Source organism: Janibacter melonis, from assembly GCF_003721155.3.
Taxonomy (GTDB): domain Bacteria; phylum Actinomycetota; class Actinomycetes; order Actinomycetales; family Dermatophilaceae; genus Marihabitans; species Marihabitans melonis.
This window is the reverse complement of sequence record NZ_CP044548.2, coordinates 1000925-1026396: the sequence shown is the minus strand read 5'-3', so window position 1 is coordinate 1026396 and position 25472 is coordinate 1000925. Positions and strand designations below refer to the sequence as shown.

General features: G+C 73.9%; 23 protein-coding genes. 18 read left to right on the top strand and 5 right to left on the bottom strand.

Features of this window, described 5'->3' with window-relative positions:
* Nucleotides 1–71 precede the first annotated feature (71 nt).
* From EEW87_RS17120 to EEW87_RS04860, 5 genes are all read left to right on the top strand, one after another.
* Nucleotides 72–347: a DUF6504 family protein gene (locus tag EEW87_RS17120; protein ID WP_191564016.1), complete on the top strand. Its 276-nt coding sequence runs from the start codon at nt 72–74 to the stop codon at nt 345–347.
* A 17-nt stretch (nt 348–364) separates the two neighbouring features.
* A complete protein-coding gene (locus EEW87_RS04875) occupies nt 365–817 on the top strand; it encodes an SAV_6107 family HEPN domain-containing protein (protein WP_148041573.1) in 453 nt (150 codons plus the stop codon).
* 91 nt (nt 818–908) lie between these two features.
* Complete coding sequence (locus EEW87_RS04870) at nt 909–1685, top strand: methyltransferase domain-containing protein (protein WP_123092002.1); 777 nt, start codon at nt 909–911, stop codon at nt 1683–1685.
* Nucleotides 1686–1709: 24 nt separating this feature from the next.
* Nucleotides 1710–2963 (top strand): DNA polymerase IV, encoded by a 1254-nt coding sequence (locus EEW87_RS04865; protein ID WP_123091920.1) that lies wholly within the window; start codon nt 1710–1712, stop codon nt 2961–2963.
* A gap of 45 nt (nt 2964–3008) precedes the next feature.
* On the top strand, nt 3009–3476 hold the full coding sequence (locus EEW87_RS04860) for a DUF3040 domain-containing protein (protein WP_123091919.1): 468 nt from the start codon (nt 3009–3011) through the stop codon (nt 3474–3476).
* A gap of 145 nt (nt 3477–3621) precedes the next feature.
* Here the strand turns inward: EEW87_RS04860 and EEW87_RS04855 are convergent, their stop codons facing one another.
* Nucleotides 3622–4149 carry a DUF456 domain-containing protein gene (locus EEW87_RS04855; RefSeq protein ID WP_229299039.1) on the bottom strand — a complete coding sequence of 176 codons (528 nt, stop codon included), beginning with the start codon at nt 4147–4149 and terminating at the stop codon, nt 3622–3624.
* Between the two features lie 2 nt (nt 4150–4151).
* Nucleotides 4152–4373, bottom strand: coding sequence for a DUF7455 domain-containing protein (locus EEW87_RS04850; RefSeq protein ID WP_123091918.1), 222 nt, complete (start codon nt 4371–4373; stop codon nt 4152–4154).
* 285 nt (nt 4374–4658) lie between these two features.
* Between EEW87_RS04850 and EEW87_RS04845 the strand changes: the two genes are divergently transcribed.
* From EEW87_RS04845 to EEW87_RS04830, 4 genes are all read left to right on the top strand, one after another.
* Entirely contained in the window at nt 4659–6815 is a 2157-nt protein-coding gene (locus EEW87_RS04845) for a DNA gyrase/topoisomerase IV subunit B (protein ID WP_123091917.1), read from the top strand.
* Between the two features lie 3 nt (nt 6816–6818).
* Nucleotides 6819–7946 carry a M20 family metallopeptidase gene (locus EEW87_RS04840; protein WP_123091916.1) on the top strand — a complete coding sequence of 376 codons (1128 nt, stop codon included), beginning with the start codon at nt 6819–6821 and terminating at the stop codon, nt 7944–7946.
* On the top strand, nt 7936–9357 hold the full coding sequence (locus EEW87_RS04835; protein WP_123091915.1) for an aminotransferase class I/II-fold pyridoxal phosphate-dependent enzyme: 1422 nt from the start codon (nt 7936–7938) through the stop codon (nt 9355–9357). Before EEW87_RS04840 ends, EEW87_RS04835 begins: the two co-directional genes overlap by 11 nt.
* A gap of 237 nt (nt 9358–9594) precedes the next feature.
* A complete protein-coding gene (locus tag EEW87_RS04830; protein ID WP_123091914.1) occupies nt 9595–11052 on the top strand; it encodes an APC family permease in 1458 nt (485 codons plus the stop codon).
* 91 nt (nt 11053–11143) lie between these two features.
* On the opposite strand, the gene EEW87_RS04825 is transcribed toward EEW87_RS04830, so the two are convergent.
* A complete protein-coding gene (locus EEW87_RS04825) occupies nt 11144–13579 on the bottom strand; it encodes a DNA gyrase/topoisomerase IV subunit A (protein ID WP_123091913.1) in 2436 nt (811 codons plus the stop codon).
* Nucleotides 13580–13758: 179 nt separating this feature from the next.
* On the opposite strand from EEW87_RS04825, the gene EEW87_RS04820 reads away from it, so the two are divergent.
* The 6 genes from EEW87_RS04820 to EEW87_RS04795 are packed head-to-tail and all read left to right on the top strand — an operon-like array spanning nt 13759 to nt 20851.
* Nucleotides 13759–14292, top strand: a complete 534-nt coding sequence (locus EEW87_RS04820; protein WP_205473773.1) for an RNA polymerase sigma factor — start codon at nt 13759–13761, stop codon at nt 14290–14292.
* Complete coding sequence (locus tag EEW87_RS04815; RefSeq protein WP_163562376.1) at nt 14289–15656, top strand: hypothetical protein; 1368 nt, start codon at nt 14289–14291, stop codon at nt 15654–15656. Before EEW87_RS04820 ends, EEW87_RS04815 begins: the two co-directional genes overlap by 4 nt.
* A 42-nt stretch (nt 15657–15698) precedes the next feature.
* The gene (locus tag EEW87_RS04810) at nt 15699–18368 is read left to right on the top strand and encodes a bifunctional acetate--CoA ligase family protein/GNAT family N-acetyltransferase (protein WP_123091912.1); all 2670 of its coding nucleotides are present in this window, start codon (nt 15699–15701) and stop codon (nt 18366–18368) included.
* 49 nt (nt 18369–18417) lie between these two features.
* Nucleotides 18418–19014, top strand: a complete 597-nt coding sequence (locus EEW87_RS04805; RefSeq protein WP_123091999.1) for a DUF5998 family protein — start codon at nt 18418–18420, stop codon at nt 19012–19014.
* A 2-nt stretch (nt 19015–19016) separates the two neighbouring features.
* On the top strand, nt 19017–20165 hold the full coding sequence (locus tag EEW87_RS04800) for an alkaline phosphatase family protein (RefSeq protein WP_123091911.1): 1149 nt from the start codon (nt 19017–19019) through the stop codon (nt 20163–20165).
* A gap of 11 nt (nt 20166–20176) precedes the next feature.
* Entirely contained in the window at nt 20177–20851 is a 675-nt protein-coding gene (locus EEW87_RS04795) for a thymidine kinase (protein WP_123091998.1), read from the top strand.
* Between the two features lie 48 nt (nt 20852–20899).
* Here EEW87_RS04795 and EEW87_RS04790 read toward each other — a convergent pair whose 3' ends face one another.
* Entirely contained in the window at nt 20900–21295 is a 396-nt protein-coding gene (locus EEW87_RS04790; RefSeq protein ID WP_123091910.1) for a hypothetical protein, read from the bottom strand.
* A 4-nt stretch (nt 21296–21299) separates the two neighbouring features.
* A complete protein-coding gene (gene sepH / locus EEW87_RS04785; protein ID WP_163562375.1) occupies nt 21300–22646 on the bottom strand; it encodes a septation protein SepH in 1347 nt (448 codons plus the stop codon).
* A gap of 94 nt (nt 22647–22740) precedes the next feature.
* Here sepH and hemH point away from each other — a divergent pair, with 94 nt between their 5' ends.
* From hemH to EEW87_RS04770, 3 genes are read left to right on the top strand one after another with little or no spacing between them, the layout of a single operon-like run.
* On the top strand, nt 22741–23844 hold the full coding sequence (gene hemH / locus EEW87_RS04780; RefSeq protein WP_123091909.1) for a ferrochelatase: 1104 nt from the start codon (nt 22741–22743) through the stop codon (nt 23842–23844).
* Nucleotides 23841–24716 carry an inositol monophosphatase family protein gene (locus EEW87_RS04775; RefSeq protein WP_123091908.1) on the top strand — a complete coding sequence of 292 codons (876 nt, stop codon included), beginning with the start codon at nt 23841–23843 and terminating at the stop codon, nt 24714–24716. Before hemH ends, EEW87_RS04775 begins: the two co-directional genes overlap by 4 nt.
* Complete coding sequence (locus tag EEW87_RS04770) at nt 24713–25327, top strand: maleylpyruvate isomerase N-terminal domain-containing protein (RefSeq protein ID WP_123091907.1); 615 nt, start codon at nt 24713–24715, stop codon at nt 25325–25327. Before EEW87_RS04775 ends, EEW87_RS04770 begins: the two co-directional genes overlap by 4 nt.
* The last annotated feature ends 145 nt before the right edge of the window (nt 25328–25472 follow it).

The following is a 25472-nucleotide window of genomic DNA, read 5'->3' as shown; positions in this document are numbered from 1 at the left end:
ACCCGCGCTAGTGTGGCCACCAGTTCGAACAGGTGTTCGATCACGGGTGACGGCGACGAGCGGAGGACGCGGTGACGACGCGGGTGGCGGGCGAGAGCATCGAGGTGCGAGGGGCTCCGGGCGGTGACTCCTCGGGTGATGGGGGAGCGCCCCGGGCCTTCCTGTGGAGGGGGCGCCTCCACCGGGTGAGCCGGGTCGTCGACCGCTGGCAGGAGGACTGCCGCGGCGAGGTCTGGCGGGTCTGCGCGAGCTCGGGCCGAGGCGCCGACGAGGTCTTCGACCTGCGGGCGGACCGCGAGGACGGCGGGGCGGCCGTCGCCTGGTCGCTCGTGGCGGCGCGGGGCTGAGGGTGGTCGTGCACGGCATGGCAGACATCGAGCAGGTCGGCCGGCTCCTCGCCGACGCCGCCGACGCCCTCACCGAGGCGCACTGGGTGCGCGAGGCCCCCGAGCGGCTCGCCGCCACCCGGCTCGGCACGCTGCGGGTGGCGGCGGCCGTCCTCGCGGCGCGCGGGCGCCCGGGCCAGGCGGCGGGCAGCCCGAGCAGCACGTGGCAGGTGCTCGCGCGGGTCGCTCCCGAGCTCTCGGAGTGGGCGGCGCACCTCGAGCGGGCCGAGCGTCGTCCTCCCGCCGACGTCCGCGGGGTCGACGACCTGCTGCGGGCGGGCGAGGACTTCCTCCTCGTCGCCGCGGCGACGCTCGGGCTACCGGCGCCGAGCCTGCCCGCCACCCTCGTGCCCGTCAGCCTGAGCAGCACCGGTCTGCCCGCGACGGGCCCGGGCGGCGCCGGGCGGGTCGAGGACGCCGAGGCGTCGTGACCCCGCCCGCGGGGTGGTCGCACCCGTGGCCCGGGCCGAACTAGGGTTGGGGCATCCACGTGCCGCACCCGTGGCGCACGAAGGGAGCACCGTGAGCGACGAACGCCGACCCGCCCGCCGCCGGGGGGTCGAGAGCAACCTGCGGACCGCCGCCGTGTGGTCCGAGGTCTCCACCCTGACCGCCGAGCGGCAGCGCGAGCTCGGCCGTGCCCTGCGCGTCCTCGACCTCGGAGGTGGCACCGGAGGGCTGGCCGTGCCGCTCGCCGAGCAGGGGCACACCGTGACCGTCGTCGACCCGAGCGCCGACGCCCTCGCCTCGCTACGACGGCGCAGCGCCGAGTCGAGCGCCTCGGCCCGCATCAGCGCCGTCCAGGGCGACGCCGACACCCTCTCGGAGGTGCTCGCCGCCGGCAGCGTCGACCTCGTGTGCTGCCACGGGACCCTCGAGGTCGTCGACGACCCCGACACCACGCTGTGCCGGATCGCCGACGTCCTCGCGCCCGGCGGCTACCTCAGCCTCGTCACCGCGCAGCGCCTGGCCGCCGTCGTCGCCCGGGCGCTCGCCGGTCGCTTCGACCAGGCCCGGGCCGCGCTCGCGAGCCCGGACGGGCGCTGGGGGAGCGGCGACCCGATGCCGCGTCGCTTCGACCAGGGCGACGTCGTGGCCCGGCTCGGTCGGGCCGGATTCACCGTCGAGGCGATCCACGGCGTGCGGATCTTCAGCGACCTCGTGCCCGGGGCGCTGCTCGACTCCGAGGCCGACCGCGCCGACGTGCTCGCGCTCGAGCAGGCGAGCGTCGCCGACGAGGAGCGCTCGGTGCTCAGCCACCTCGGGTCGCAGCTGCACGCCCTCGCCCGCAAGGACTGACGGCGTGATCCGGGGTGCGCGGCGATGAGCCGGCGGCAGTTCCGGGTCCCCGAGCGCCCGCACGACCGCCCGCTCGACGAGACCGGCTGCGGCGTCATGCACGTCGACATGGACGCCTTCTACGCCTCCGTCACCCTGCGCCACCACCCCGAGCTCGTCGGGACCCCGGTGATCATCGGCGGGGGAGAGCGCGGCGTCGTGCTGTCGGCGACCTACGAGGCCCGCGCCTTCGGCGTGACCTCGGCGATGCCCATGGTCCGGGCCCGCCGGCTGTGCCCCCGGGCGACCGTCCTCGCCCCCGACCACCACGAGTACTCCGTGGTCTCGAAGGGGGTCATGCGGATCTTCGAGGGGATCACCCCCTTCGTCGAGCCGATCAGCCTCGACGAGGCCTTCCTCGACGTCTCGGGGGCCACGCGCCTGCTCGGGGCGCCGACGGCGATCGCGGAGCGGATCCGTGCCCAGGTGCGGGCCGAGCAGGGGATCACCTGCTCCGTCGGCATCGCGAGCACGAAGTTCGTCGCCAAGCTCGCGTCCGGCCTGGCCAAGCCCGACGGGGTCCTGCTCGTGCCGGCGGACGAGGTCGTCGACTTCGTCCAGCAGCTCCCCGTCGGCGCGCTGTGGGGCGTCGGCGACCGCACGGAGGAGACGCTCGCCCGGCTCGGGCTGCGCACCGTCGCCGACATCGCCCGGACCCCGCGCGAGCAGCTGGTGCGCGACCTCGGCGCCGCGACCGGCGCCCACCTGCACGACCTCGCGTGGGGTCGAGACCCGCGCCACGTCCAGCCCGTCCACCGCGAGCGCAGCATCGGGCACGAGCGCACCTTCTCCAGCGACGTCGGGGACCCGGAGGTCGTGCGTCGGGTGCTCCTCGGCCTGGCCGAGAAGGCTGCCGCACGTCTGCGTGCGCAGGCCCTCGTCGGGCGCACGGTGAGCATCAAGGTGCGCTTCTCGGACTTCACGACGATCACCCGGTCGCGCTCGCTGTCCACCCCGACCGACGTCAGCCGCGACATCTACGCCGTCGCCCGCGAGCTCTACGACGGCCAGGGGGTGCAGAAGGCGCGGATCCGTCTCGTCGGGGTCCGGGTCGAGGGGCTGAGCGACTCTGCGAGCACCCCTGTCCAGGGTCTGCTCGACGAGCCCGAGCACGGCTGGCGCGACGCGGACCGGGCGGTGGACAGGGCCTCCGCGCGCTTCGGCACGGGCAGCGTGCAGCCCGCCAGCCTGATCAGGGGTGGCCGGTCTACCACGAGCGGCGAGCGCGACCTAGACTGATCGGTACCGACCAAGGTCGTGGGTCGCAGACGTGCAGGAGGATCAGTGGCTCTGTCAGAGCGCGAGCAGCAGATGCTCGAGGAGATGGAACAGGCCCTCTACGCGGAGGACCCACGCTTCGCGACGAGCATGAAGGGCGGGCCCCTCGGGGGTGACCTGCGCCGCCGTCGCATCATCGGCGCCGTCGGCGTCGTCGCCGGTCTCGGCCTCGTCCTCCTCGGGGTCTCGACCTCGGTGTGGGTCGGCGTCGTCGGTTTCGTCGTCATCGTCGCCTCCCTCGCCGTGGCCCTGGCGCCGCGCCGCGAGGGCGGGCTCCAGGCCGTGCAGGCCGACGGCTCGCTCGGCACCCCGCGCACGCCCGGCGGCCGCGTCCCCCGGGGTGCACGCACCGGACGACCGGCGAAGGGGGCCGCGCGGCCGGGCCGCACCGCCCGCCCGCAGAAGTCCGGGACCTTCATGCAGCGTCTCGAGCAGCGCTGGGAGCAGCGCCGTCACGGCGGCAGCGGGTACTGATCATCAGAAGACGCTGATCATCAGAAGATGCTGATCAGCCAAGGGTGCTGATCGCCTCAGCAGCCTCGACTGCTGCACACGCACGACGAGCCGGGCCCTGTCGGGCCCGGCTCGTGCGCGTCGTGCGACCGGTCTGCCGTGCGGGTCAGACGGAGTGGCTCACGATGCCGACGCCCCAGGTGATCGCGATGAGCATCGCGGCGCTCAGCTCGACACCCATGCTGCGCAGCACGCCCTTGAGGGCGGAGCGGGTCGCGGCCCACGCCCGCTGGCCGTCGCGGTAGCGCGAGAGCTCGACGAGGTAGATCCCGGCGACGAAGAAGAGCGGCGCCCCGACGACCGGGACGACGAAGAAGCCGACGACCGCGGCCGCGAGGCCGAGGAGGATGGTGGCCCCGCCCACCCCTTCGGCCTTCATCTTGCGGCCGGGGATGGTGATCTGGAGCACGACGGCGAGCAGGTAGATCGCGGCGGCGACGCCGAAGGTCACCCAGGCGCGGGTGCCGCCGACCTCGAGGGCCCAGACGAGCACCGTGCCGAGGCAGATGATGAGGCCGGGCAGGATCGGGAAGACGATCCCGAAGACCCCCACGGCGAAGAGGGGGACGAGCAGCCACAGAGCGGCCGGCGTGGCATCAGGTGCCACGCCGGCCAGGTCGAGCAGACCGGTCACGCTCAGCGCTCGTCGTCAGCGGCGAGAGCCGGCGTCACCTCGAGTCGCTCGCTCTGGTCGTCGATGTCGGCCAGGTCGCGCAGCTTGGGCAGGTGCTCACGTCCGTGGTGGGCGCAGAAGAAGAGCTCACCGCCGGCGTGGAGCCGGGCGCGGACGTAGGCCTGAGCCCCGCAGCGGTCGCAGCGGTCGGCCGCGGTCAGGGGAGAGACCAGGGTCGCGTTCACGTCGTTCCTTCTTTCGGTGACACTTGCTCGAGACCGGGGGGTCTCGAGGTGTCCAACAGTCAAGCACGCCGATCCCTTCCCGAGGGGCATCGGCCGCGTGAGGCGCGTCCCTTGTCCAGGCTCCGGGACGGCTCCCGGACGGCCTCGACCCGGCCGAGGTGACCGCAGACGGGTGGCCGAGGGTCCCCCTTCGCGCGCCTGCTCGGGTTGTCAGAGGGCCCGGACTACCCTGCACGTGGCGGGTGCATCCACCCCGCCGACCGAGCCGAAGGACGTACCGACCCCGTGCCAGCCGCGACCAGGACCGCCGCCAAGAGGGCGAGCAGCAAGACCGCCCAGGACTACACCGCGCACCACCTCCAGGTGCTCGAGGGGCTCGAGGCGGTCCGCAAACGGCCCGGCATGTACATCGGCAGCACCGACAGCCGCGGTCTCATGCACTGCCTGTGGGAGATCATCGACAACGCCGTCGACGAGGCCCTGGGGGGCCACGGCGACCGGATCGACGTCGTCCTGCACCGTGACGGCTCCGTCGAGGTCCGCGACCAGGCGCGCGGCATCCCCGTCGACATCGAGCCGCGCACGGGGCTCACCGGTGTCGAGGTCGTCTTCACCAAGCTGCACGCGGGCGGCAAGTTCGGCGGGGGCAGCTACACCGCGTCCGGCGGGTTGCACGGCGTCGGCGCCTCCGTCGTCAACGCGCTCTCGGCGCGGCTCGACGTCGAGGTCGACCGGGCGGGCAAGACCTACGCGATGTCCTTCCGCCGCGGCGAGCCCGGTGTCTTCTCCGACGTCGCGGGCTCGGAGGGCGCGAAGGACCCCGAGCACGACTTCACGCCGTACGAGAAGGGCAGCGAGCTCGCCGTCGTCGGCAAAGCGAAGCGGGGCGCCACCGGCACCCGGATCCGCTACTGGGCCGACCCGCACATCTTCCCCACCGAGTCCGGCTTCGACTACGACGCGCTCGTCGCCCGGGCCCGGCAGACCTCCTTCCTCGTGCCCGGGCTCACCCTCGTCATCCGTGACGAGCGCCGCCTGCCCGGGACGAAGGGGGAGGACGGCCCGGTCGAGGAGGTCTTCGTCCACGACGGCGGCATCGCCGAGTTCGTCGACTTCCTCGCCCCCGACCCTGCGGTCACGGACGTGTGGCGGCTCCAGGGCAGCGGCACCTTCACCGAGACCGTCCCCGTGCTCGACGCCTCGGGGCACATGTCCCCGACCGAGGTCGAGCGCGAGTGCGGTGTCGACATCGCGCTGCGGTGGGGCACCGGCTACGACACCCGGGTGTCGAGCTTCGTCAACATCATCGCGACGCCGAAGGGGGGTACCCACCTCACCGGCTTCGACCAGGCGCTGCTCAAGGTCTTCCGCAAGCAGCTCGAGGTCAACGCGCGAAAGCTCAAGGTCGGCTCGGACAAGGTCGAGAAGGACGACGTGCTCGCCGGCATGACGGCGGTCGTCACCGTCCGCCTCGCCGAGCCGCAGTTCGAGGGCCAGACCAAGGAGGTGCTCGGCACGTCGGCGGTGCGCACCATCGTCGCCAAGGTCGTCGAGACCGAGCTCACGGCGCAGCTGACGAGCACGAAGCGGGGCGAGAAGCAGCAGTCCGCCCAACTGCTCGAGAAGGTCGTCGCCGAGATGAAGTCGCGCATCAGCGCGCGGGTGCACAAGGAGACGCAGCGCCGCAAGAACGCGCTCGAGAGCTCGACCCTGCCGCCGAAGCTGCGCGACTGCCGCAGCAACGACGTCGAGGCGACCGAGCTCTTCATCGTCGAGGGCGACTCGGCGATGGGCACGGCCAAGGAGGCTCGTAACAGCGAGTTCCAGGCGCTGCTGCCGATCCGGGGCAAGATCCTCAACGTCCAGAAGGCCGCGATCGGCGACATGCTTAAGAACGCGGAGTGCGCCTCGATCATCCAGGTCATCGGCGCGGGCTCGGGGCGCTCCTTCGACCTCGACGCGGCCCGCTACGGCAAGGTCGTCATCATGACCGACGCCGACGTCGACGGCGCCCACATCCGCACGCTGCTGCTCACCCTCTTCTTCAACCACATGCGGCCGCTCGTCGCGGCCGGGCGGGTCTACGCCGCGGTGCCCCCGCTGCACCGCATCGAGGTCGTGCACCCCGGGTCGAAGAAGAACGAGCTCATCTACACCTACTCCGAGGCCGAGATGCGCTCGACGCTCGCCGGCCTGCAGAAGAAGGGCCGCTCGATCAAGCAGCCCATCCAGCGCTACAAGGGCCTGGGCGAGATGGACGCCGACCAGCTCGCCGAGACGACGATGGACCCCACCTACCGCACGCTGCGCCGGGTCACCCTGGCCGACGTCGACGCGGTCGCCGAGGTCTTCGAGCTGCTCATGGGCAAGGACGTCGACCCGCGTCGCGAGTTCATCGTCTCCTCGGCCAGCGAGCTCGACCGCGAGCGCATCGACGCCTAGGCCATGACGGACCCGGGGCCCGCGGCGGTCGCCCTGCTCGAGCAGCTCGTCGCCGTCGACAGCGTCAACCCCGGGCTCGTGCCCGGAGCTGCGGGTGAGCGGCGCGTGGTCGCGCACCTGCGCGACCGGCTCGAGGCCGCCGGTCTGGTGACGACCGTCGTCCCGGCACCGGGCCCGGACGACCGGCCGAGCCTCGTCGCCATGCCCCGCGGGGGCGAGGACCTGCCCACCGTCGTGCTCAACGGTCATCTCGACACCGTGGGGGTGAGCGGGATGGACGCGCCCTTCGAGGCGCGGGTCGAGGGCGACCGGCTGCTCGGGCGCGGCGCTGCGGACATGAAGGGCGGCATCGCCGCGGTCGTGGCGGTGGCCGAGCACCTCGTCGCCTCCGGGGCGCCGGTGCGACCCGTCCTCGCGCTCGTCGCCGACGAGGAGGACGCGAGTCTCGGCAGCCAGGCCGTCATCGACGTCCTGCGGCACCGGGACGTCCGGCCGGACGTGTGCCTCGTCGCCGAGCCCACGGACCTCGCCCTGTGCCGCTCGTTGCGCGGCTTCGCCGTCGTCCGGGTCGAGCTGCCCGGGCGCGCCGCGCACAGCTCTCAGGCCGAGCTCGGCGTCAATGCCGTGACCCACCTCGGTCGGCTCCTGCACGCCGTGGACGCACGCGCCGACGCCGTGCGCGCGGCCGGCGGCGACCTCATGGTGACCGTCGTCAGCGGCGGGTCGTCCCCCTTCGTCGTCCCCGATCGTGCGTCGTGCGTCGTCGAGATGCGGCTGCCCCCGGACCGGGGGAGCGAGGAGGCGCTCGACGACGTCCGGGCGCTCCTCGACCCCGCGTGGGGCGCGACCGCCGAGCTCGTCGCGCACCGCGACGGCTGGCGGCTGGACGCCGACGGGCCGGCCGCCGACCTCGCGCGACGGCTGGGCGGGGCGCTCGGCACGGGAGCGACCTTCGACGCGCCGTACTGGATGGAGGCGCCGATGTGGCAGCAGCTGTGCCCGACCCTCGTGTGCGGGCCGTCGGGCGGCGGGCTCCACGCCGTCGACGAGTGGGTCGACCTGCGCCAGGTGCGCGCCCTCGCCACGACTCTGGGCGACGTGCTCGTCGGGTGGGCGCGCGATGCCGGCTGACCCCCGCGGCCTGCGCGCTGACGCCCCCCTGCTCGACGCGTGGCTGCGTCAGCGCGAGCACCCGCCCACACCCTTCACCATCCCGGGCCACAAGCAGCGCACCGATCTCGTCGGTGACGTCGTCGCCGGTGACGTGCCGCTCTACGCCGGTCTCGACACGATGAAGCTCACGACGGGCGTGCTCGTCGAGGCCGAGCGGCGGGCCGCCCGGCTGTGGGGAGCCGACGTGTGCCGCTTCTCCACCGGCGGTGCGACGCATGCCAACCAGGCGGCGGTGCTCGCCGTGGCCGGCGACGGCGACGAGGTCGTCGTCAGCCGGACCCTGCACCGCTCCGTGCTCGTCGGGCTCGTCCTGGCCGGGCTCACGCCCGTGTGGGTGCGGCCCGAGGTCGACGCGGCGACCGGTCTGCCGGCCGGGGTGTCGCCGTCCAGCGTGCGCCGGGCGCTCGCCGAGCACCCCCGGGCCCGCGCGGTCCTCGTCGGCGACCCGTCCTACGTGGGGACGACCGGCGACGTGGCCGGGCTGGCCGCGGTCGCCCACGAGCACGACGTGCCCCTCGTCGTCGACGCGGCCTGGGCCGCGCACCTCGGCTTCCACCCCGACCTGCCGCAGCACGCCCTGCAGCTGGGGGCCGACCTCGTCGTGACGAGCGCCCACAAGACCCTGCCCGCGTGGAGCCAGGCCGCCCTCGTCCTCGCCCGCACCGAGCGCGTCGACCCGGCCCGGCTCGATGCCGCGGTCGAGGCCGGGGCGACGACGAGCCCCGCGGGCGCGGTGCTCGCGAGCACCGATGCCGCCCGGGCGCTGCTGGAGCGCGACGGCGAGGAGCTGCTCGGTCGCGCGATCGAGGCCACCGCGCGGGTGCGCGACCGGCTCCGGGGGGTCGAGGGGCTCGTCGTGCTCGACGGGCCTGGCGTCGACCCGCTCAAGCTCACCCTCGTCCTCTCCGGTGCCGGGGTCGACGGCAACGCGGTCGAGGCCGACCTCATCGCCCGGGGCATGCCCGTCGAGTCCGCCGACCGCGACGTGCTCGTCGCGGTCGTCTCGCTCGCCGACGACGCCTCGACGCTCGAGCCGCTGGGCGACGCGCTCGTCGCGTCGGTGGACCGGCACCGGGGCGCGCCACGCGCCGTCACCGGGCCGGCGATGTACCGCGTCGAGCCGGTCGTCGCGATGTCTCCTCGGGCAGCGTGGTTCGCCCCGGAGGAGGCGGTGCCGCTCGCCGCGGCCGTGGGCCGGGTGTGCGCCGAGCTCGTCGCGCCCTACCCGCCCGGCATCCCGGTGCTCGCCCCCGGCGAGCTCGTGACCCAGGACAGCCTCGACGCGCTCGACCAGGCGCGGCGGGCAGGGGTCCGCATCGCCTACGCCGCCGACCCCACCCTCGCCACCCTGCGCGTCGTGTCCCGCTGAGCCTCGGCGAAGGGGGCCTCGAGACCCCCCTTCGTCAGACCGGTGAGCGCGAATCGCCGCTACGCCTACGTCGTAGCGGCGATTCGCGCTCACCCGCGGCGGTACGTGGTCTCGAGGAGACCGGGGGTCACGAGTGCGACACGCCGGGCGCGACGTTGTTGCCCCGACCGGTGATCTGGGCCACGGTTAGCCACACTCCAGACGTCCGTCTGCGAGCACGCACACCTGGGAGGCCACATGTCCGAGACCGCCACATCGGACCCCGGTACCGGGGAGGAGCGCACCGAGCTGCGCCGGGTGATGGGGCCCAAGCTCCTCCTGCTCTTCATCGTCGGCGACATCCTCGGCACCGGCGTCTACGCGCTGACCGGACAGGTCGCGGCCGAGGTCGGCGGCGCCGCCTGGGCGCCCTTCCTCGCGGCCTTCGTCGTCGCGACGATCACCGCCTTCTCCTACCTCGAGCTCGTGACGAAGTACCCGCAGGCCGGTGGAGCCGCCACCTTCATCCACAAGGCCTTCGGCATCCACTTCGTCACCTTCATCGTCGCCTTCGCCGTCATGTGCTCGGGCATCACCTCGGCCTCCACCGCGTCGAACGCCTTCGCCGGCTTCCTGCGCGACGGGATCGGTGCCGACTGGGCGGCCGGCTCGACGCCGCTGCTGCTCATCGCGCTCGGCTTCATGGCCCTCGTCGCGGCGATCAACTTCCGCGGCGTCGGCGAGAGCGTCAAGGCCAACGTCGTGCTCACGCTCGTCGAGCTCTCCGGTCTGCTCCTCATCATCTTCATCGGTCTCTACGCCGTCACCCAGGGCAAGGCCGACTTCAGCCGGGTCGTCGTCTTCGAGAGCCCGAGCGACAAGTCCACCTTCTTCGCCGTCACGGCGGCCACCTCGCTGGCCTTCTTCGCGATGGTCGGCTTCGAGGACTCGGTCAACATGGCCGAGGAGACCCAGGACCCCGTGCGGATCTTCCCGAAGGTCATGCTCACCGGCCTGGGCATCACCGGTCTGATCTACGTGCTCGTCGCGATCACCGCGGTCGCGCTCGTGCCGGTCGGCTCGCTCATCGACCCGGAGAAGCCCTCGGCGCTCACCCAGGTCGTCGCCGCGGGAGCCCCGGGCATCCCCTTCGACAAGATCTTCCCGTGGATCGGCATGTTCGCCGTGGCGAACTCAGCCCTCATCAACATGCTCATGGCCAGCCGGCTCGTCTACGGCATGGCGCGCCAGGAGGTGCTGCCGCGTCCGCTCGGCATGGTCCACCGCGGCCGCCAGACCCCGTGGCTCGCGATCGTCTTCACGACCGTCCTCGCCTTCGGCCTCATCACCTACGTCGTGCGGGCCAACGGCAGCGAGGAGGGCGCCAGCACGGTCTCGCTGCTCGGCGGCACCACCGCGCTGCTCCTGCTGTGCGTCTTCACCGTCGTCAACATCGCCGTCCTCGTGCTGCGGCGCGACCACGTCGGCCGCGCGCACTTCAACGCGCCGACTGTCCTGCCCGTCATCGGTGCCGTGCTCTGCGCCTTCCTCGCCGGTCCGTGGGCCCGTAGCGAGGAGCAGCAGCAGCAGTACGAGATCGCCGGCGGCCTGCTCGCCGTCGGTGTCGTCCTCTGGGCGATCACCTGGGTGGTCAACCGGGCGGTCTACGGCAAGCGCACCTTCATGCGCGACCCGGAGCACATCGACCACGACTGATCCACCGATCGCACGACGACGGGCCGGGGCATCTGCCCCGGCCCGTCGTCATGTCCGCCCGTCGGGCGCGGCCGTCACCAGCCCCCGGCGCTCACCAACCTCCGATGCCCCGGATGGCGCGCTGGGCAGGCGTGCCCGAGCCGTCGCGGCGGCCGTCGGCCTCGGGCAGGTCGACGGCGACGCCGTTCGACGCGCTCGCGCGCGCGTCGGCCCGACCGGCCCAGGCGAGGAGCAGCGTGTCCTCGCCGCCGCGGAAGCGGTGCGCCCGCACGCCCGCGGTCGCGCGGCCCTTGCCCGGGTACTCGGCGAAGGGGGTGACCTTGATCGCGCCCGGGTCGGTCCCGGGCAGCGCGTCGGAGGACCCGCTCACGGTGACGACGACGTTGTCACGCGCGGGGTCGACCGCCCCGAAGTGGATCACCCGAGCGCCGGACGAGAGGCGGATGCCGGCCATGCCGCCGGCGCCGCGACCCTGCGGTCGGACGGCCGAGGCGGAGAAGTGGAGCAGCTGGGCGTCGCTCGTCACGAAGACGAGCTCCTCCTCGCCGGTGCGCAGCTCGACGGCCCCGACGACCTCGTCGCCGTCCTTGAGCGACACGACCTCCCACAGCGCCCCCTTCGGCACCTCCGGGGAGACCCGCTTGACGACACCGCTCGCGGTGCCCAGAGCCAGGCCGGGGGAGTCCTCGGCGAGGGAGAGCAGCGCGAGCACCCGCTCGTCGGCGCCGAGGTCGACGTAGGCGCCGACGGGCGCGCCGCCGGAGAGAGAGGGGGCGTCGTTCGTCGGGGGCAGCGTCGGCAGCTCCAGGGCGCTCACCCGGGCGACGCGGCCCGCGCTCGTCACGACCCCGATCTCGCCGCGGGCGGTGCTGCGCACCGCGGAGACGACCGCGTCGTGCCGCGAGCGCGAGCCGTCGCGCGACGGCTCCTGCTCGCTCGTCGTGCGGGCGAGCAGACCGGTGCTCGACAGGAGCACCCAGCACGGGTCGTCGCTCACCTCGAGCGGGGTGCTCGTCGCCGCTGGCGCACCCGCGGACTCGAGGAGCACCGTGCGGCGCGGGGTGCCGTGCTGCTTGGCGACCTCGGCGAGCTCGGAGGACACGAGGCGGGTGAGCACGCGCTCGTCGCCGAGGATCTCCTCGAGCTCGGCGATCTGGCGGCGCAGGTCCTCCTGCTCCTGCTCGAGCTCGATCCGGGAGAACTTCGTCAGGCGGCGCAGCTGGAGGTCGAGGATGTAGCTCGCCTGGACCTCGCTGAGGTCGAAGACCTCCTGGAGCCGCTGGCGGGCCGTGCCCGCGTCGTCGCTGCCGCGGATGAGCTGGATGACCTCGTCGATGTCGAGGATCGCGACGAGCAGGCCGTCGACGAGGTGCAGGCGGTCGCGCTTCTTGCCCAGCCGGTGCTCGGTGCGGCGGCGCACGACGTCGACCCGGAAGTCGACGTAGACGGTGAGCAGCTCCTTGAGGCCCATCGTGCGGGGCGTGCCGTCGACGAGGGCGACGTTGTTGATGGAGAAGCTCTCCTCCATCGGCGTCAGCTTGTAGAGCTTCTCGAGGACGGCCTCGGGGTTGAAGCCGTTCTTGATCTCGATGACGAGCTCGAGGCCCTTCGTGCGGTCCGAGAGGTCCTTGACGTCGGCGATGCCCTCGAGCTTCTTGCCCTGGACGCCGTCCTTGATCTTCTCGATGACCTTCTCGGGACCGACGAGGTAGGGCAGCTCGGTGACGACGATGCCCTGCCGGCGCGGCGAGACCTTCTCGACGCGCACGGTGGCCCGGGTGCGGAAGCTGCCGCGACCGCGCAGGTAGGCGTCGCGGATGCCGTCGAGACCGACGATGCGCCCGCCGCCGGGCAGGTCGGGGCCGGGCACGAAGCGCATGAGGTCGTCGAGCGAGCACTGCGGGTGGGTGAGCAGGTGCCGGGCCGCGCCGATGACCTCGACGAGGTTGTGCGGCGGCATCTGGGTGGCCATGCCGACGGCGATGCCGGTCGTGCCGTTGACGAGGAGGTTCGGGTAGGCCGCCGGCAGCACCTCGGGCTGGGTGAGCTGGTCGTCGTAGTTGGGGACGAAGGGGACGGTGGACTCGTCGAGGCTGGCGACCATGAGCAGCGCCGCGGGCGCCATCCGCGCCTCGGTGTAGCGCGAGGCCGCGGGGCCGTCGTCGAGCGAGCCGAAGTTGCCGTGCCCGTCGACGAGCGGCAGCCGCATGGCGAAGGGCTGGGCGAGGCGCACGAGGGCGTCGTAGATCGCGGTGTCGCCGTGCGGGTGGTACTTGCCCATGACCTCGCCGACGACGCGGCTGGACTTCACGTGGCCGCGCTCGGGACGCAGCCCCATCTCGCTCATCGAGTACAGGATCCGGCGGTGCACCGGCTTGAGCCCGTCGCGGGCGTCCGGCAGCGCGCGTGCGTGGATGACCGAGACCGCGTACTCGAGGAACGCGCCGCGCATCTCGTCCGCGACGTCGATGTCGACGATCCGCTCCGGGACGGGGGGCGGCGCGGGGGTGGTGGTGCGGCGGGCCATGCGTGCGGGTGCTCCTTCGTCGGGCAGGGGAGGACCTCATCTTCGCCGATCGCACCGTCAACCCCGTGATGACACCCCGACGGCGGGTCGCGGGGTGCCCGCCTGCGCCGCCGGGGGGACTCTGCCAAGATCACCCCGAACCACGCAGGGGGCTGCGGCGTCTCACAGGCATGACCGCCATGAGCATCGTCCTCCCGAGGAGCGAAGGGGTGACGATGGCGCGAGCCCGCACGGACGTCGATGCGGAGCTGCGGGAGGTCTACGACGCGCACTACGGGCGTCTGGCGGGCTGGACCAACCGTCTCGTCGGCGACCCCGATCTCGCCCACGACCTCGCGACGGAGGCCTTCGTCAAGCTCGTGCGCGAGTGGGGCCGGGTCGACGAGCCCAAGGCGTGGCTCTACGCGGTGACCGCCAACCTCGTGCGCGACCACTGGCGCAAGCGCGGGCGGGAGCACTCCGCCTACCTGCGTCACGAAGGGGGAGCCCCGGCCGAGGGGCGGGACGACCCCGACGTCGCGACCCAGGTCTCCGTGCGCACCGCCGTCCAGTCGCTCCCCGACCGGCTGCGCGTGGCGGTGCTGCTCTACTACTTCGCCGACCTCTCCGTCGGCTCCGTCGCCACCCAGCTCGGCAAGTCCGAGGGCGCGGTCAAGCGCGACCTCTTCGAGGCCCGCAAGTCCCTGGCTGCCATGCTGGAGGGCGCCCGATGATCCCCCGTGACGAGCACGACGACCTCGAGACGTTCGGCAGGCTGATGGACGACCCCACGCGGCGCGACGACCCCGTCGACGCCTTCTTCGCCCGTGAGCGCGAGCTCGTCGAGGACCTCCCCGGGCACGACGTGCACCTCCAGGGCGTGCTGCGCGCCGGTCGGACCGGTCGGCGTCGCTCCACCGGCTGGCTCGTCGCCGGGGCCGCCGCCGTCGCCGCCGTGGCGACGGCCGTCGGCGTGGGGATGCTCGGGACCGGTCAGGAGGAGCTGCGACCGGCCGGCGACCCGACGACGGTGAGCCTGCCCGAGCCGAGCGAGGCGACGACCCCGGCCCCGACCGCCTCACGCGCCGAGCCGGCCGACGGCCAGCTCCTCGCCCGCTCGGTGAGCGCCGGCGACGACCGCACCCGCGCGGTGCTCGGCGAGGCGCGGTGCAGCGCCGAGACCACCTGCCCGCTGCTGCTGCGCACGACCGACGACGGCCAGAGCTGGATCAACACCGCCGCCCTGCCCGACCTCTCCGTCGCCCCGCCCGGCGGGATCGCCGTCGCGCCCGACCAGGTGGGCATCCTGCGCTGGGCGAGCGCCGACACCGGCTACCTCGCCGGGTCGGTGCTGCGACGCACGACCGACGGCGGCACGACGTGGGCCGACATGCCCTACCCGGGCGGCACGATCGTCGCCACGGAGGTCGCCGACGGCGTCGTGCACCTCGTGAGCGCGGGGGAGTGCACCGAGCAGGGGTGCGCCGGCCCCCTTCGTGTTTACCGGGCCGGCACCGGTGACAGCAGCGCCGACGTCGTCGTCCTCGACGAGGACGTCTCGGGCATCACCGGGGCACAGCTTGTCGTGCGCGGGCCGCGCGCCTACCTCTCCGTCGGCACCGCCGACGGCAGCCGCACCTACCGGATCGGCGAGCAGGCCGAGCACCTCGAGCCGTGCGACGAGGGCGACAGCGTCTTCTTCGGCACCCCGGCCGACGGCGAGGGCCCGCTGAGCGCGCTGTGCGGCACGCCCGGGGACGACGGCGGCACCTCGATCCGGGTGCGCACCTCCACCGACGACGGGGTCACCTGGTCGCCGGCGAGCCCCTCGGTCGCGGTCGGCGGCACGATCGCCGGGTACGCCGAGACCCAGCCCGGCACGGCGGTCGCCGTCACCCGGGGCGAGGCCGGAGGCCGTGCCCTGCGCACGACCGACGGCGGCGCGAGCTGGCGGGTGGCGAAGGCCGACTCCGTCCAGTGGTCGTGGGTCGCCGCGGGCGGGGACGACCGCGTCTACGGCCTGGCCGACGACTCCGAGGGCTTCCTCGAGAGCACCGACGGCGGCCAGTCCTGGCGGGTCGAGGTCCTCGCGCCCTGAGCGTCGCGCTCGACGGGCGAGGGGCATGGCAGGATCGGACGCATGAGCGAGGCGCTCCCACCGGGGTACCCCCATCTGGCCGAGGCTGACGTCGTGCTGCGCGACGGCACCGTCGCCCGGCTGCGACCCATCCGTCCGAGCGACGCCGAGGGCATCCACCGCTTCCACGCGGGGCAGTCCGAGGAGTCGATCTACCTGCGCTTCTTCGCGCCGATCCGGCGGCTGAGCGAGCGCGACGTCGAGCGCTTCACGAATGTCGACTACGTCGACCGGATGGCGCTCGTCGCGCTCATCCGCGACGAGATCATCGGGATCGGCCGCTACGACCGGATCGCGCCGACGAGCGCCGAGGTCGCCTTCAACATCAGCGACCACTACCAGGGCAAGGGCATCGGCTCGGTGCTCCTCGAGCACCTCGCGGCGATCGCCCAGGAGCACGACATCACCCGCTTCGAGGCGGAGGTGCTCCCGCAGAACCGCAAGATGCTCTCCGTCTTCTCCGACGCCGGCTACGAGGTGAGCCGACGCTTCGAGGACGGCGTCGTCATGCTCCACTTCGACATCGAGCCGACCGCGCAGTCCTTGTCGGTGCGCTTCGCCCGCGAGCACCGCGCCGAGGCCGAGAGCGTGTCGGCCCTGCTCCACCCGCGCAGCATCGCCGTCGTCGGCGTCAGCCGGCGCGAGCGCGCGATCGGCCACCAGGTGATGCGTCACGTCCTCGACGGCGGCTTCACCGGCGAGGTCTACCCCGTGAACCCCGAGGCCGACCGCCTGCTCGGGGTGCCCGCCTACCCGAGCATCACCGACCTGCCCGAGGCCGTCGACCTCGCCGTCGTCGCCGTGCCGGCGAGCGCCGTGCCCGGCGTCGTCGAGGAGTGCGCGGCGAAGGGGGTCCGCGGCCTCCTCGTCATCTCCTCGGGCTTCGCGGAGGAGGGCGAGGAGGGCACGGCGCTGCAGCAGCGGGTGCTGCGCGTCGCGCGCGACAACGGCATGCGGGTCATCGGGCCGAACTCCTTCGGGATCCTCAACAACGACGAGGGCGTCCGGCTCAACGCCAGTCTCAGCCCGACGACCCCGCCCGCCGGCCACCTCGGGCTGTACTCCCAGAGCGGGGCCCTCGCGGTCGCGAACCTCGACTCCGCTGCCCGACGCAACCTCGGGGTCTCGGTCTTCCTCTCCGCGGGCAACCGCGTCGACGTCTCCGGCAACGACGTCATGCAGTACTGGGTCGACGACGACAGCACGCACGCCGTCGGTCTCTACCTCGAGTCGATGGGCAACCCGCGCAAGTTCTCTCGGATCGCCCGGGCGCTCGCGATGACCAAGCCGGTCATCGTCGTGAAGTCCCCGATGGAGGAGGTGCCGGGCCACCGGGTGCGCTCGACGACCGTGCGCCCCCACGCCTTCCGCGCGATCATGGCGCAGGCCGGTGTCATCCACGTCGAGAACGTCCACCAGATGTTCGACGCGGCCCAGCTGCTCCTGCACCAGCCGCTGCCCGAGGGCAACCGCGTGGCCATCGTCTCCAACTCCCACCAGCTCGGCACGATCAGCGCCGGCAGCGCCGCGGCGTGGGGGCTCGAGGTCACCCACGGGCCGGTGTCGGTGCGCACGGAGGCCACGCCCTCGGAGTTCCGGGCCGCGGTCGACGCCGCCTTCGCCGACGAGCAGGTCGACAGCGTCGTCGTGTCCTTCATCCCTCCGATCGGCGCCGTCGAGCACGACGTCGTCGAGGCCGTGCGCTACGCGGCGAAGCGCTCGAGCAAGCCCTGCGTCGGCAACCTCCTCGGCATGCGGGGCGTCGACACCGGGTCGCTCGTCGCCGAGGACCCCGGCGCGAGCTCGGGGGACGTGCCGCGCGAGGCGGTGCCGCTCTACGCGATGCCCGAGGACGCCATCCGCGCGCTCGGCCTGGCCACGCAGTACGGCCGGTGGCGCACGAAGGACAAGGGCGAGCCCGTCGTGCGCGACGGGGTGCGCCGCACCGCCGCCCGAGAGCTCGTCGACTCGGTGCTCGCCGAGTACCCGGAGGGGCGCGCCCTCACCGACGACGAGTCGCACGACCTGCTCGCCGCCTACGGCATCGACCTGTGGCGTCGCATCGAGGTCGCGAGCGCCGACGAGGCGGTCGCCGCGGCGGAGGAGGTCGGCCACCCGGTCGTCCTCAAGTCGCTCTCGCCCCTGGTGCGCGGGCACTCGCTGCTCGACGCCGTGCGCGTCGACCTCACCGAGCCGGAGCACGTGCGGGCGGCCTTCGAGGCGATGGACGCCCGGCTCGCCCCGCTCGACGCGAACTACTTCGTCGTCCAGCGGATGGCGCCGCAGGGCACGTCGTGCGTCCTCGGGACCGTAGAGGACCCGCTCTTCGGCCCGGTCATCTCCTTCAGCCTCGCCGGTGCGCCGACCGAGCTGCTCGACGACATCGCCTACCGCATCCCGCCGCTCACGGACGTCGACGTGCGCGAGATCGTCGACGACATCAAGCTCGCGCCCCTTCTGCACGGTCACAAGGGCGCGACCCCGGTCGACCGGGGCGCGCTCGAGGACGTCCTCGGGCGGCTGTCGCTCATGTCCGAGGACTTCGTCGAGATCGCCTCCGTCGTCCTCGACCCGGTGATGGCCCACGGCAAGGGGGCGAGCGTCCTCGGGGCCCAGATCCACCTCGCCCCGCCGCTGCGCCGCAAGGACCCCGGTCGCCGGGCGATGACCTGAGCCCTGCGGGTGGTCCGGGGTGTCCTCGCCCTGCGGCAGAATGGGGGTCATGTCCCAGGTGCCCACCGATCTCACCAGGATCGTCCTGCCGTCCCCCCTGCTCGACGCGATCGCGCGGGCCGGGTACTACCCCGACCTCGTCGCCGACATCATCCGCGCCGCCGTCGGCGAGGAGGAGGTCATCTCCCACCTCGTGCACCAGGAGACGACCTTCGACCAGGAGTCCGTGCGCCGGCACATCACCGCGCTGGTGACGACGAGCACCCGCCTCGTCATCGCCCACGCCGACGACTTCCCCGACGACGAGACCTCCCGCGAGGACGTCGCGACCGCGACGACCGAGTGCATCCCCCTTCGCGCCGTGCGCGGGGTCATGCTCACCCACGTCGTGCCCAAGCCGAGCGAGTACGTGCCCGGGTCCCTCGGGCGCGAGCTCACCCTCACCGTCGGCTGGGGCACCGTGAGCCGGGTCGACCTGCTCCCCGCCGTGTGCGCAGACCCCTCGTGCGACGCCGACCACGGCTACGAGGGCACGATCGCCGCCGACGACATCTCGCTGCGCATCAGCGCCGAGGCCGAGGGCAGTGGCGCGCTCGACGCTGCGGTGACCTTCGCCCGGGACCTCTCGGCCCGCGTCGGCGTCTGAGCGTGCCCCCCGCCCCGGCCCTGCCGGTCGTCGGCGACGGTCTGCTCGACCGTCTGCTGCCCAGCGTCGCGACGAGCCTCGGGGTCGCCGGTCTCGCCCGCCCCGGTGACCGGGTGCTCGAGCCCGCACGGCGCGCCGTGGTCGTGCTCGTCGACGGGCTCGGCGCCGAGCTCCTCGCCCGGCGGGGCGGTCATGCTCCCTACCTGCGCGGGCTCGCCGCGGCGCCCGGCTCGCGCTCCGTGGCCTGCGGCTTCCCCTCGACGACCGCGACGTCGATGGCGACCTTCGGCACCGGACGGCTCGCCGGGGAGCACGGCCTCGTCGGCTACGAGGCGTACGACCCGGCGACCGGGCGCGCCTTCAACGAGCTGTCCTGGGAGGACGGCCCGGCCCCTCGCGCCTGGCAGCCGCACCCGACCGTCTTCGAGGCCGCGTCGGCGGCCGGTGTCGAGACGGTCCGCGTCGGCCCGGGCTTCTTCGACGGCTCCGGCCTCACCGAGGCCGCCCTGCGCGGCGGCCGCTTCGTCGCCGCCTCCAGCCTCGCGCAACGGGTCGACGCGACCCTCGCCGCGCTGCGCACCCGCCCGCGATCCCTCGTCTACCTCTACTGGGGCGACCTCGACAAGGTCGGTCACGTGCACGGCTGCGCCTCGTGGCAGTGGGGCGAGGAGCTCGAGGCGGTCGACGCCGAGCTGCGGCGGCTCGCCGCCTCGCTGCCGCCCGACTGCGCGCTGCACGTCACCGCCGACCACGGCATGGTCGACGTCGCGATGGACCGCCGTCTCGACGTCGCCCACGAGCCCGATCTCGCGGCCGGGGTGGCCGAGGTGTCCGGCGAGCCGCGCTCGGTGCAGCTGCACTGCCTGCCCGGCGCCGTCGACGACGTGCTCGCCGCGTGGCGGGAGCGGCTGGGCGAGGACGCCGTCGTCGTCACCCGCGACGAGGCCGTCTCGGCCGGGTGGTTCGGTCCCGTCGAGGACCGCGTGCGGCCCCGGATCGGCGAGGTGGTCGCGACGATGACCGGCGAGCTCGCCGTGGGGGACTCGCGCCGTCACCGTCCCGAGCTGCTGGCGCTCGTCGGCCTGCACGGGTCGGTCACCCTCGACGAGGTCGCCGTGCCGTGGCTCTGCGCGCCGGCGCGACGGGCCTAGGCTGTCCGACCGTGGCTGAGCTCGTCTTCTTCTCCGGCACCATGGACTGCGGCAAGTCCACCCTCGCCCTCCAGATGGACCACAACCACCGCGCCCGCGGTCGCGAGGGTCTGATCTTCACCCGGCTCGACCGGGCCGGCGACTCGGTGCTGTCCTCGCGCCTCGGCCTGTCGACGGGCGCCGTCGAGGTCCACGAGGAGCTCGACTTCTGGGAGGTCGTCGTCGCCCAGCTGACGAGCGGCGGCAAGGTCGACTACCTCATCTGCGACGAGGCGCAGTTCTACTCACCGGCCCAGGTCGAGCAGCTCGCCCGCGTCGTCGACGAGCTCGACATCGAGGTCTACGCCTTCGGCATCATGGCCGACTTCCGCACCCAGCTCTTCCCCGGGTCGCAACGGCTCGTCGAGCTCGCCGACCGCACCCAGGTCCTCCAGGTCGCCGCGCTGTGCTGGTGCGGTGCCCGGGCCACCCACAACGCCCGCGTCGTCGACGGGTCGATGGTCGTCGAGGGCGAGCAGGTCGTCGTCGGCGACACGACCGACGGGACCCAGGAGGTCGAGTACGAGGTGCTCTGCCGTCGTCACCACATGCGCCGGATGAGCTCGCACGCGGCCCACGCCGCCGCGCTCTCGGCCGACGTCCTCCCCTTCGACCTCGACGCCTGCCCGGTGCCGCCGCGCGGCTGAGGTCGCCCGAGGTCGCCGCAGAGGCGGTGCCGGCCCGGGGTGGGTCGATCAGATCCAGAAGGCGACGACGAGCCGCATGAAGCTGACGAAGCCGACGAGACCCCCGCCGACGAGGACCACGGCGGAGACGACCCACCAGCCCCACCGCCAGGCGAGCCCGGCGGTCGTGCGGCGGGCCGGTGCGCGCATGACCGCCCAGTGGCGGTTCTGCGCGAGCGGCCCGTAGCGGCCCGCCCCGTCGGGGGCGAAGGGGGCCCACGGGTCGCCGAGGGCGCGTGCGCGCAGCAGCTCGGTGAGGACCGGGCGGGAGAAGACGACGGGCATGCCGACGAGCACGAGCGCGAGGCCCAGGCTGACGACGACGAGCATGATGCGCACGCCCCAGACGAGCGCGGTGAGATCGGTCTCGAGGACGAGCGCAGCCGTCGTGGCTGCGGCGGTCACCGGGTCACTCGCCGCGCTTGGCGCCGAACATCACGTCGTCCCAGCTCGGGACGCTGGCGCGACCCTTGCGGCGACCGCCGGAGCTCTTGGGCCCGGGAGCAGGGGCCTCGGGGGCCGGCTCGGGCTCGGGCTCGGGGTCGGGCTGGGGGGTCGTCTCGGCATCCTCCGAGGCGCCCACCTCGGCGTCGGCCTCGTCCGGACCGGCGGCCGCCGGGGCCTCGGGCTGCGGTGCCTCGGCCTCCGGCGCCTCGGGCCGAGGGGTCTCGGCCTCCGGGGTCTCGGGTCGAGATGTCTCGGCCTCCGGGGTCTCGGGCTCCTCGTCGGCGTCCTCGCCGACCGGCTCGGGCGTCGTGTCCTCGAGAACGCCGGCCTGCGCCGTCGCGTCGGCGGGAGGTGCCCCGCCGTCCTCGACGACCGGCTCGACCGGCTCGGCCGGCTCGACGACCGGCTCGACCTCGAGCAGCTGCTCGCTCTGCTGGGGGCCGGTGGCGTCCTGCGGCTCCACGGCCTCGACCGGCTCGGCGGCCGCAGCCGCGCGATCCTCGTCACGGGGGTGGACCCCCTTCGCCCCGGGCGGGAGCTCGGTCGGCAGCGGGGTGCCGGCCTCGTCGCCCTCGAGGGGGAGCGGGGGCTCGACGTGGTTCGGGCGGCGACGGCCACGACGGCGGCCACGGGCCGCCTCGCGCATCGAGGCCATGAGCTCGTCGGGCTCGCGTCGCTCCTGGGCCTCGACGTCGAAGACGGCGGTCGGCCGGTGGGGGGTCGGCACGGCGCTCTCGGCGGCGTCGGCCTCGGAGAGCCAGCGCGCCTCGTCGTTGGCGGCGACGACGCTCATGCCGGCCCGGTCGAACCACCAGCGCGCGGTGCGCTCCTTGCCCCCTGCCGCGAAGGTCACGGTGACGCTCCACTGCCCCTCGGCGTCGCGCGAGGAGTCCCACAGGACGGCCTCCTCGGGCACGCCGCGCGAGGCCAGCCGGGAGGCGGCCCGGCCGCCGAGGGTCTCGTCGGACCCCGAGCCCTGGCCGCGCACGCGCACTCGCTGGGCGGCGCTCGCGACGTGCTGGCGCTCGTCGAGCACCGGCCCCTCGAAGCGGGCGATCTTCTCCATGCTCCAGCCCGTGCGGGCCGCGACCTCCTCGCTGGAGGCCCCGGCGCGGATCATCGCCTGCACCTCGCGCGGGCGCACGGTGCTGTCCATCTCGATCTGCAGCTGCCCGAGGCGCGGACGGTCGCGGCGCACGGCGGCGCGCAGCTGGTCGTCGATGCGGACGCGGTACTCCTGGCCGTCGCCGTCGGCGACGACGAGGTGCTCACCGTCGCCGTGCACGCCGATCAGTCGAAGGTCTCGCATGACTGTCCTCTCAGCTCTTCGGGGGTCGGGTGCGACTCTGCCACCCCCGTCCCGTGCGGCGGGGCCACCACGCCGCGCGACTACGGTTGGCTCCATGCCGCACGACGCCATCGCCCCGTACGACGCGATCATCCTCCACTCCTTCGGCGGGCCCGAGGGGCCCGACGAGGTCCTGCCCTTTCTGCGCCGTGTCACCGGGGGCAAGGGCATCCCTGACGAGCGCCTCCGGGAGGTCGGCGCGCACTACGACCTATTCGGCGGCCGATCGCCGATCAACGACCACGGTCGCCGTCTCGTCGCCGAGCTCACCGAGGAGCTGCGCCGCCGCGAGATCGACGTGCCGGTCCGCCTCGGCAACCGGCACAGCCCGCCCTTCACCGCCGACGTCCTCGCCGAGCTCGCCGACGAGGGCGCCCGACACGTGCTCGCGATCCGCACGAGCGCCTGGCAGTCCTACTCCTCGTGCCGCTCCTACCGCGAGGACCTCGCCGCGGCCCTCGCCGACGTGCGCGTCGACGGGCTCGACGTCGACCTCGAGTTCGTCCGCCCCTACGGCCAGCACCCCGGCTTCGCTCAGACCAACGCCGAGCTCGTCACGGCCGCCCTGCGCGAGGTGCTCCAGGACGACGAGGCGCCCGCCCTGCTCTTCGTCACCCACTCGATCCCCGAGACCATGGACATCACCTCCGGCCCCGGCGACGCCGAGGAGCGGGCCTACTCGCGCGGCCACGCCGACCTCGGCGCCGCGATCTGCGATCACGCGAGCGAGCAGCTCGGCCGAGAGATCACCGGCGAGCTGACCTTCTGCTCCCGCTCGGGCCCGCCGAGCATGCCCTGGCTCGAGCCCGACGTCGGCGACCGCATCGAGGAGCTCGCGGCCGAGGGCGTGCGGACCGTCGTCGTCGTGCCCATCGGCTTCGTCAGCGACCACATGGAGGTCATCTACGACCTCGACACCGAGGCCGCCGCGACGGCGAAGGAGCACGGCGTGCGCCTCGTGCGGGTGCCGACCGTGGGCACCCACCCCGCCTTCGTCGAGGGTCTGGCCGACCTCGCACAGGAGCGCGCGGCGATGCGCCGCGGCGAGGACGTCGAGCCGCGGGCGTGGGCAGGCCTCGTGCCGGCGGCCACGCCGTGCCGGCCGGGCTGCTGCCCCAACCTGCGCGAGGCGCTGCCCGCCGTGGGCGAGCACGCATGAGCACCGCGCCCGCGCTGCCCGAGGGCACCGATGTCCGCGACCTCGCCGAGGTGGCCCGCGAGGTCGCCGAGGAGGCCGCGACCATGATCGTCCAGCGCCGGCCGGCCGATCTCGGTGTCGCGACGACCAAGTCCTCGCTCACCGACGTCGTCACGGTCATGGACCAGGCCAGCCAGGACCTCCTGCGCTCGCTCCTCGGCGAGCGTCGGCCGCAGGACGCCTTCGCCGGTGAGGAGGAGGGCGGGAGCGCCGGCACCTCCGGGCTCACCTGGGTCGTCGACCCCATCGACGGCACCGTCAACTACCTCTACGGCCTCGCCGCCTACGCGGTCTCCGTCGCGGTCGTCGTCGGCGACCCCTCCCGGCCGGGTGCGTGGCGACCCGTCGCGGGCGCCGTCGTCGACCCGGTCGCCGGCCGCACCTACGTCGCCGCTCTCGGCGAGGGCGCGACCGTGAGCGAAGGGGGAGGCGCGCCGCGCCCCCTTCGCGTCGCCGAGGCGGAGGGGCTGGGTCTGGCCCTGTGCGCCACGGGCTTCGGGTACGAGGCCGACCGACGCGCCTGGCAGGGCCAGGTGCTCGCCCGTCTGCTCCCGCAGGTGCGTGACATCCGCCGCCTGGGCAGCGCCGCGCTCGACCTGTGCCGGGTCGCCGACGGCACCGTCGACGTGTACTACGAGCGCGGGCTCAACCCCTGGGACCTCGCCGCCGGCTGGCTCGTCGCCACCGAGGCCGGGGCGGCGGTCACCGATCTCGACGGCGGCGACCCGAGCAGCGCGATGACGCTCGCGGGCGCCCCGCGGACCCAGGCGGCCCTACGAGAGGCCGTCCTCGAGGCGGTCGACGCCGTGGGCGAGGAGCACGACCGGTCATGAGCGAGGTCGGCGCCCGCGCCTGGTTCGAGCTCGCGAGCACGGGCGTGCTCGCGGTCGCCGACGCGATCTCGTCCGAGCAGCTCGACCGACCGGGGCTGGGGGAGTGGGACGTGCGCTCCCTGCTCGGCCACACGTCGCGGGCCTTCGTCACGCTCGTCGACTACGTGGGCCGCGAGCCCGGGCCGGACGTCGAGCTCGTCGGCACCGCGGGCTACTACGCCGCGGCGCGCGCGCTGCCCTCCGGTGACGCGGCCGTCGCCGAGCGCGGCCGTGCGGCCGGCCGGGCCCTCGGGGACGACCCCTGGTCGGCCGTGCACGCAGCCGCGGACCGCGCCCTGCGCGTCGTGCACGAGAGCGCGGACGGCACCCCGGCGGTCACCCCCTTCGGCACCCTCGTGCTCGCCGACTACCTGCCGACGCGGGCCCTCGAGCTCACGGTCCACGGGCTCGACCTCGCCCGGGCGACCGGGCAGGAGCCGCCCGCCGAGCTCGTCGAGGCGTGCGTGCCCGCTGTCGCGCTCTGCGCGCGGATCTCGCCGGGGCAGGCCCCGCAGGTGCTGCTCGCCCTCACCGGGCGTACTGTCCTTGCTCCAGGTTTCTCCCTCCTGTGAGGGCTCACGGTCTCCCCCTGCGAACCCAGGTGGCGCTCGTGCCCCCCGCTCAGGCACAATCCGCCCCGCCGGGCACAAAACTGCGGGGTCGTGCGTTGCACGACCCGACCACGATCTACCACGCGCGCTGAGGGGAATGACCACC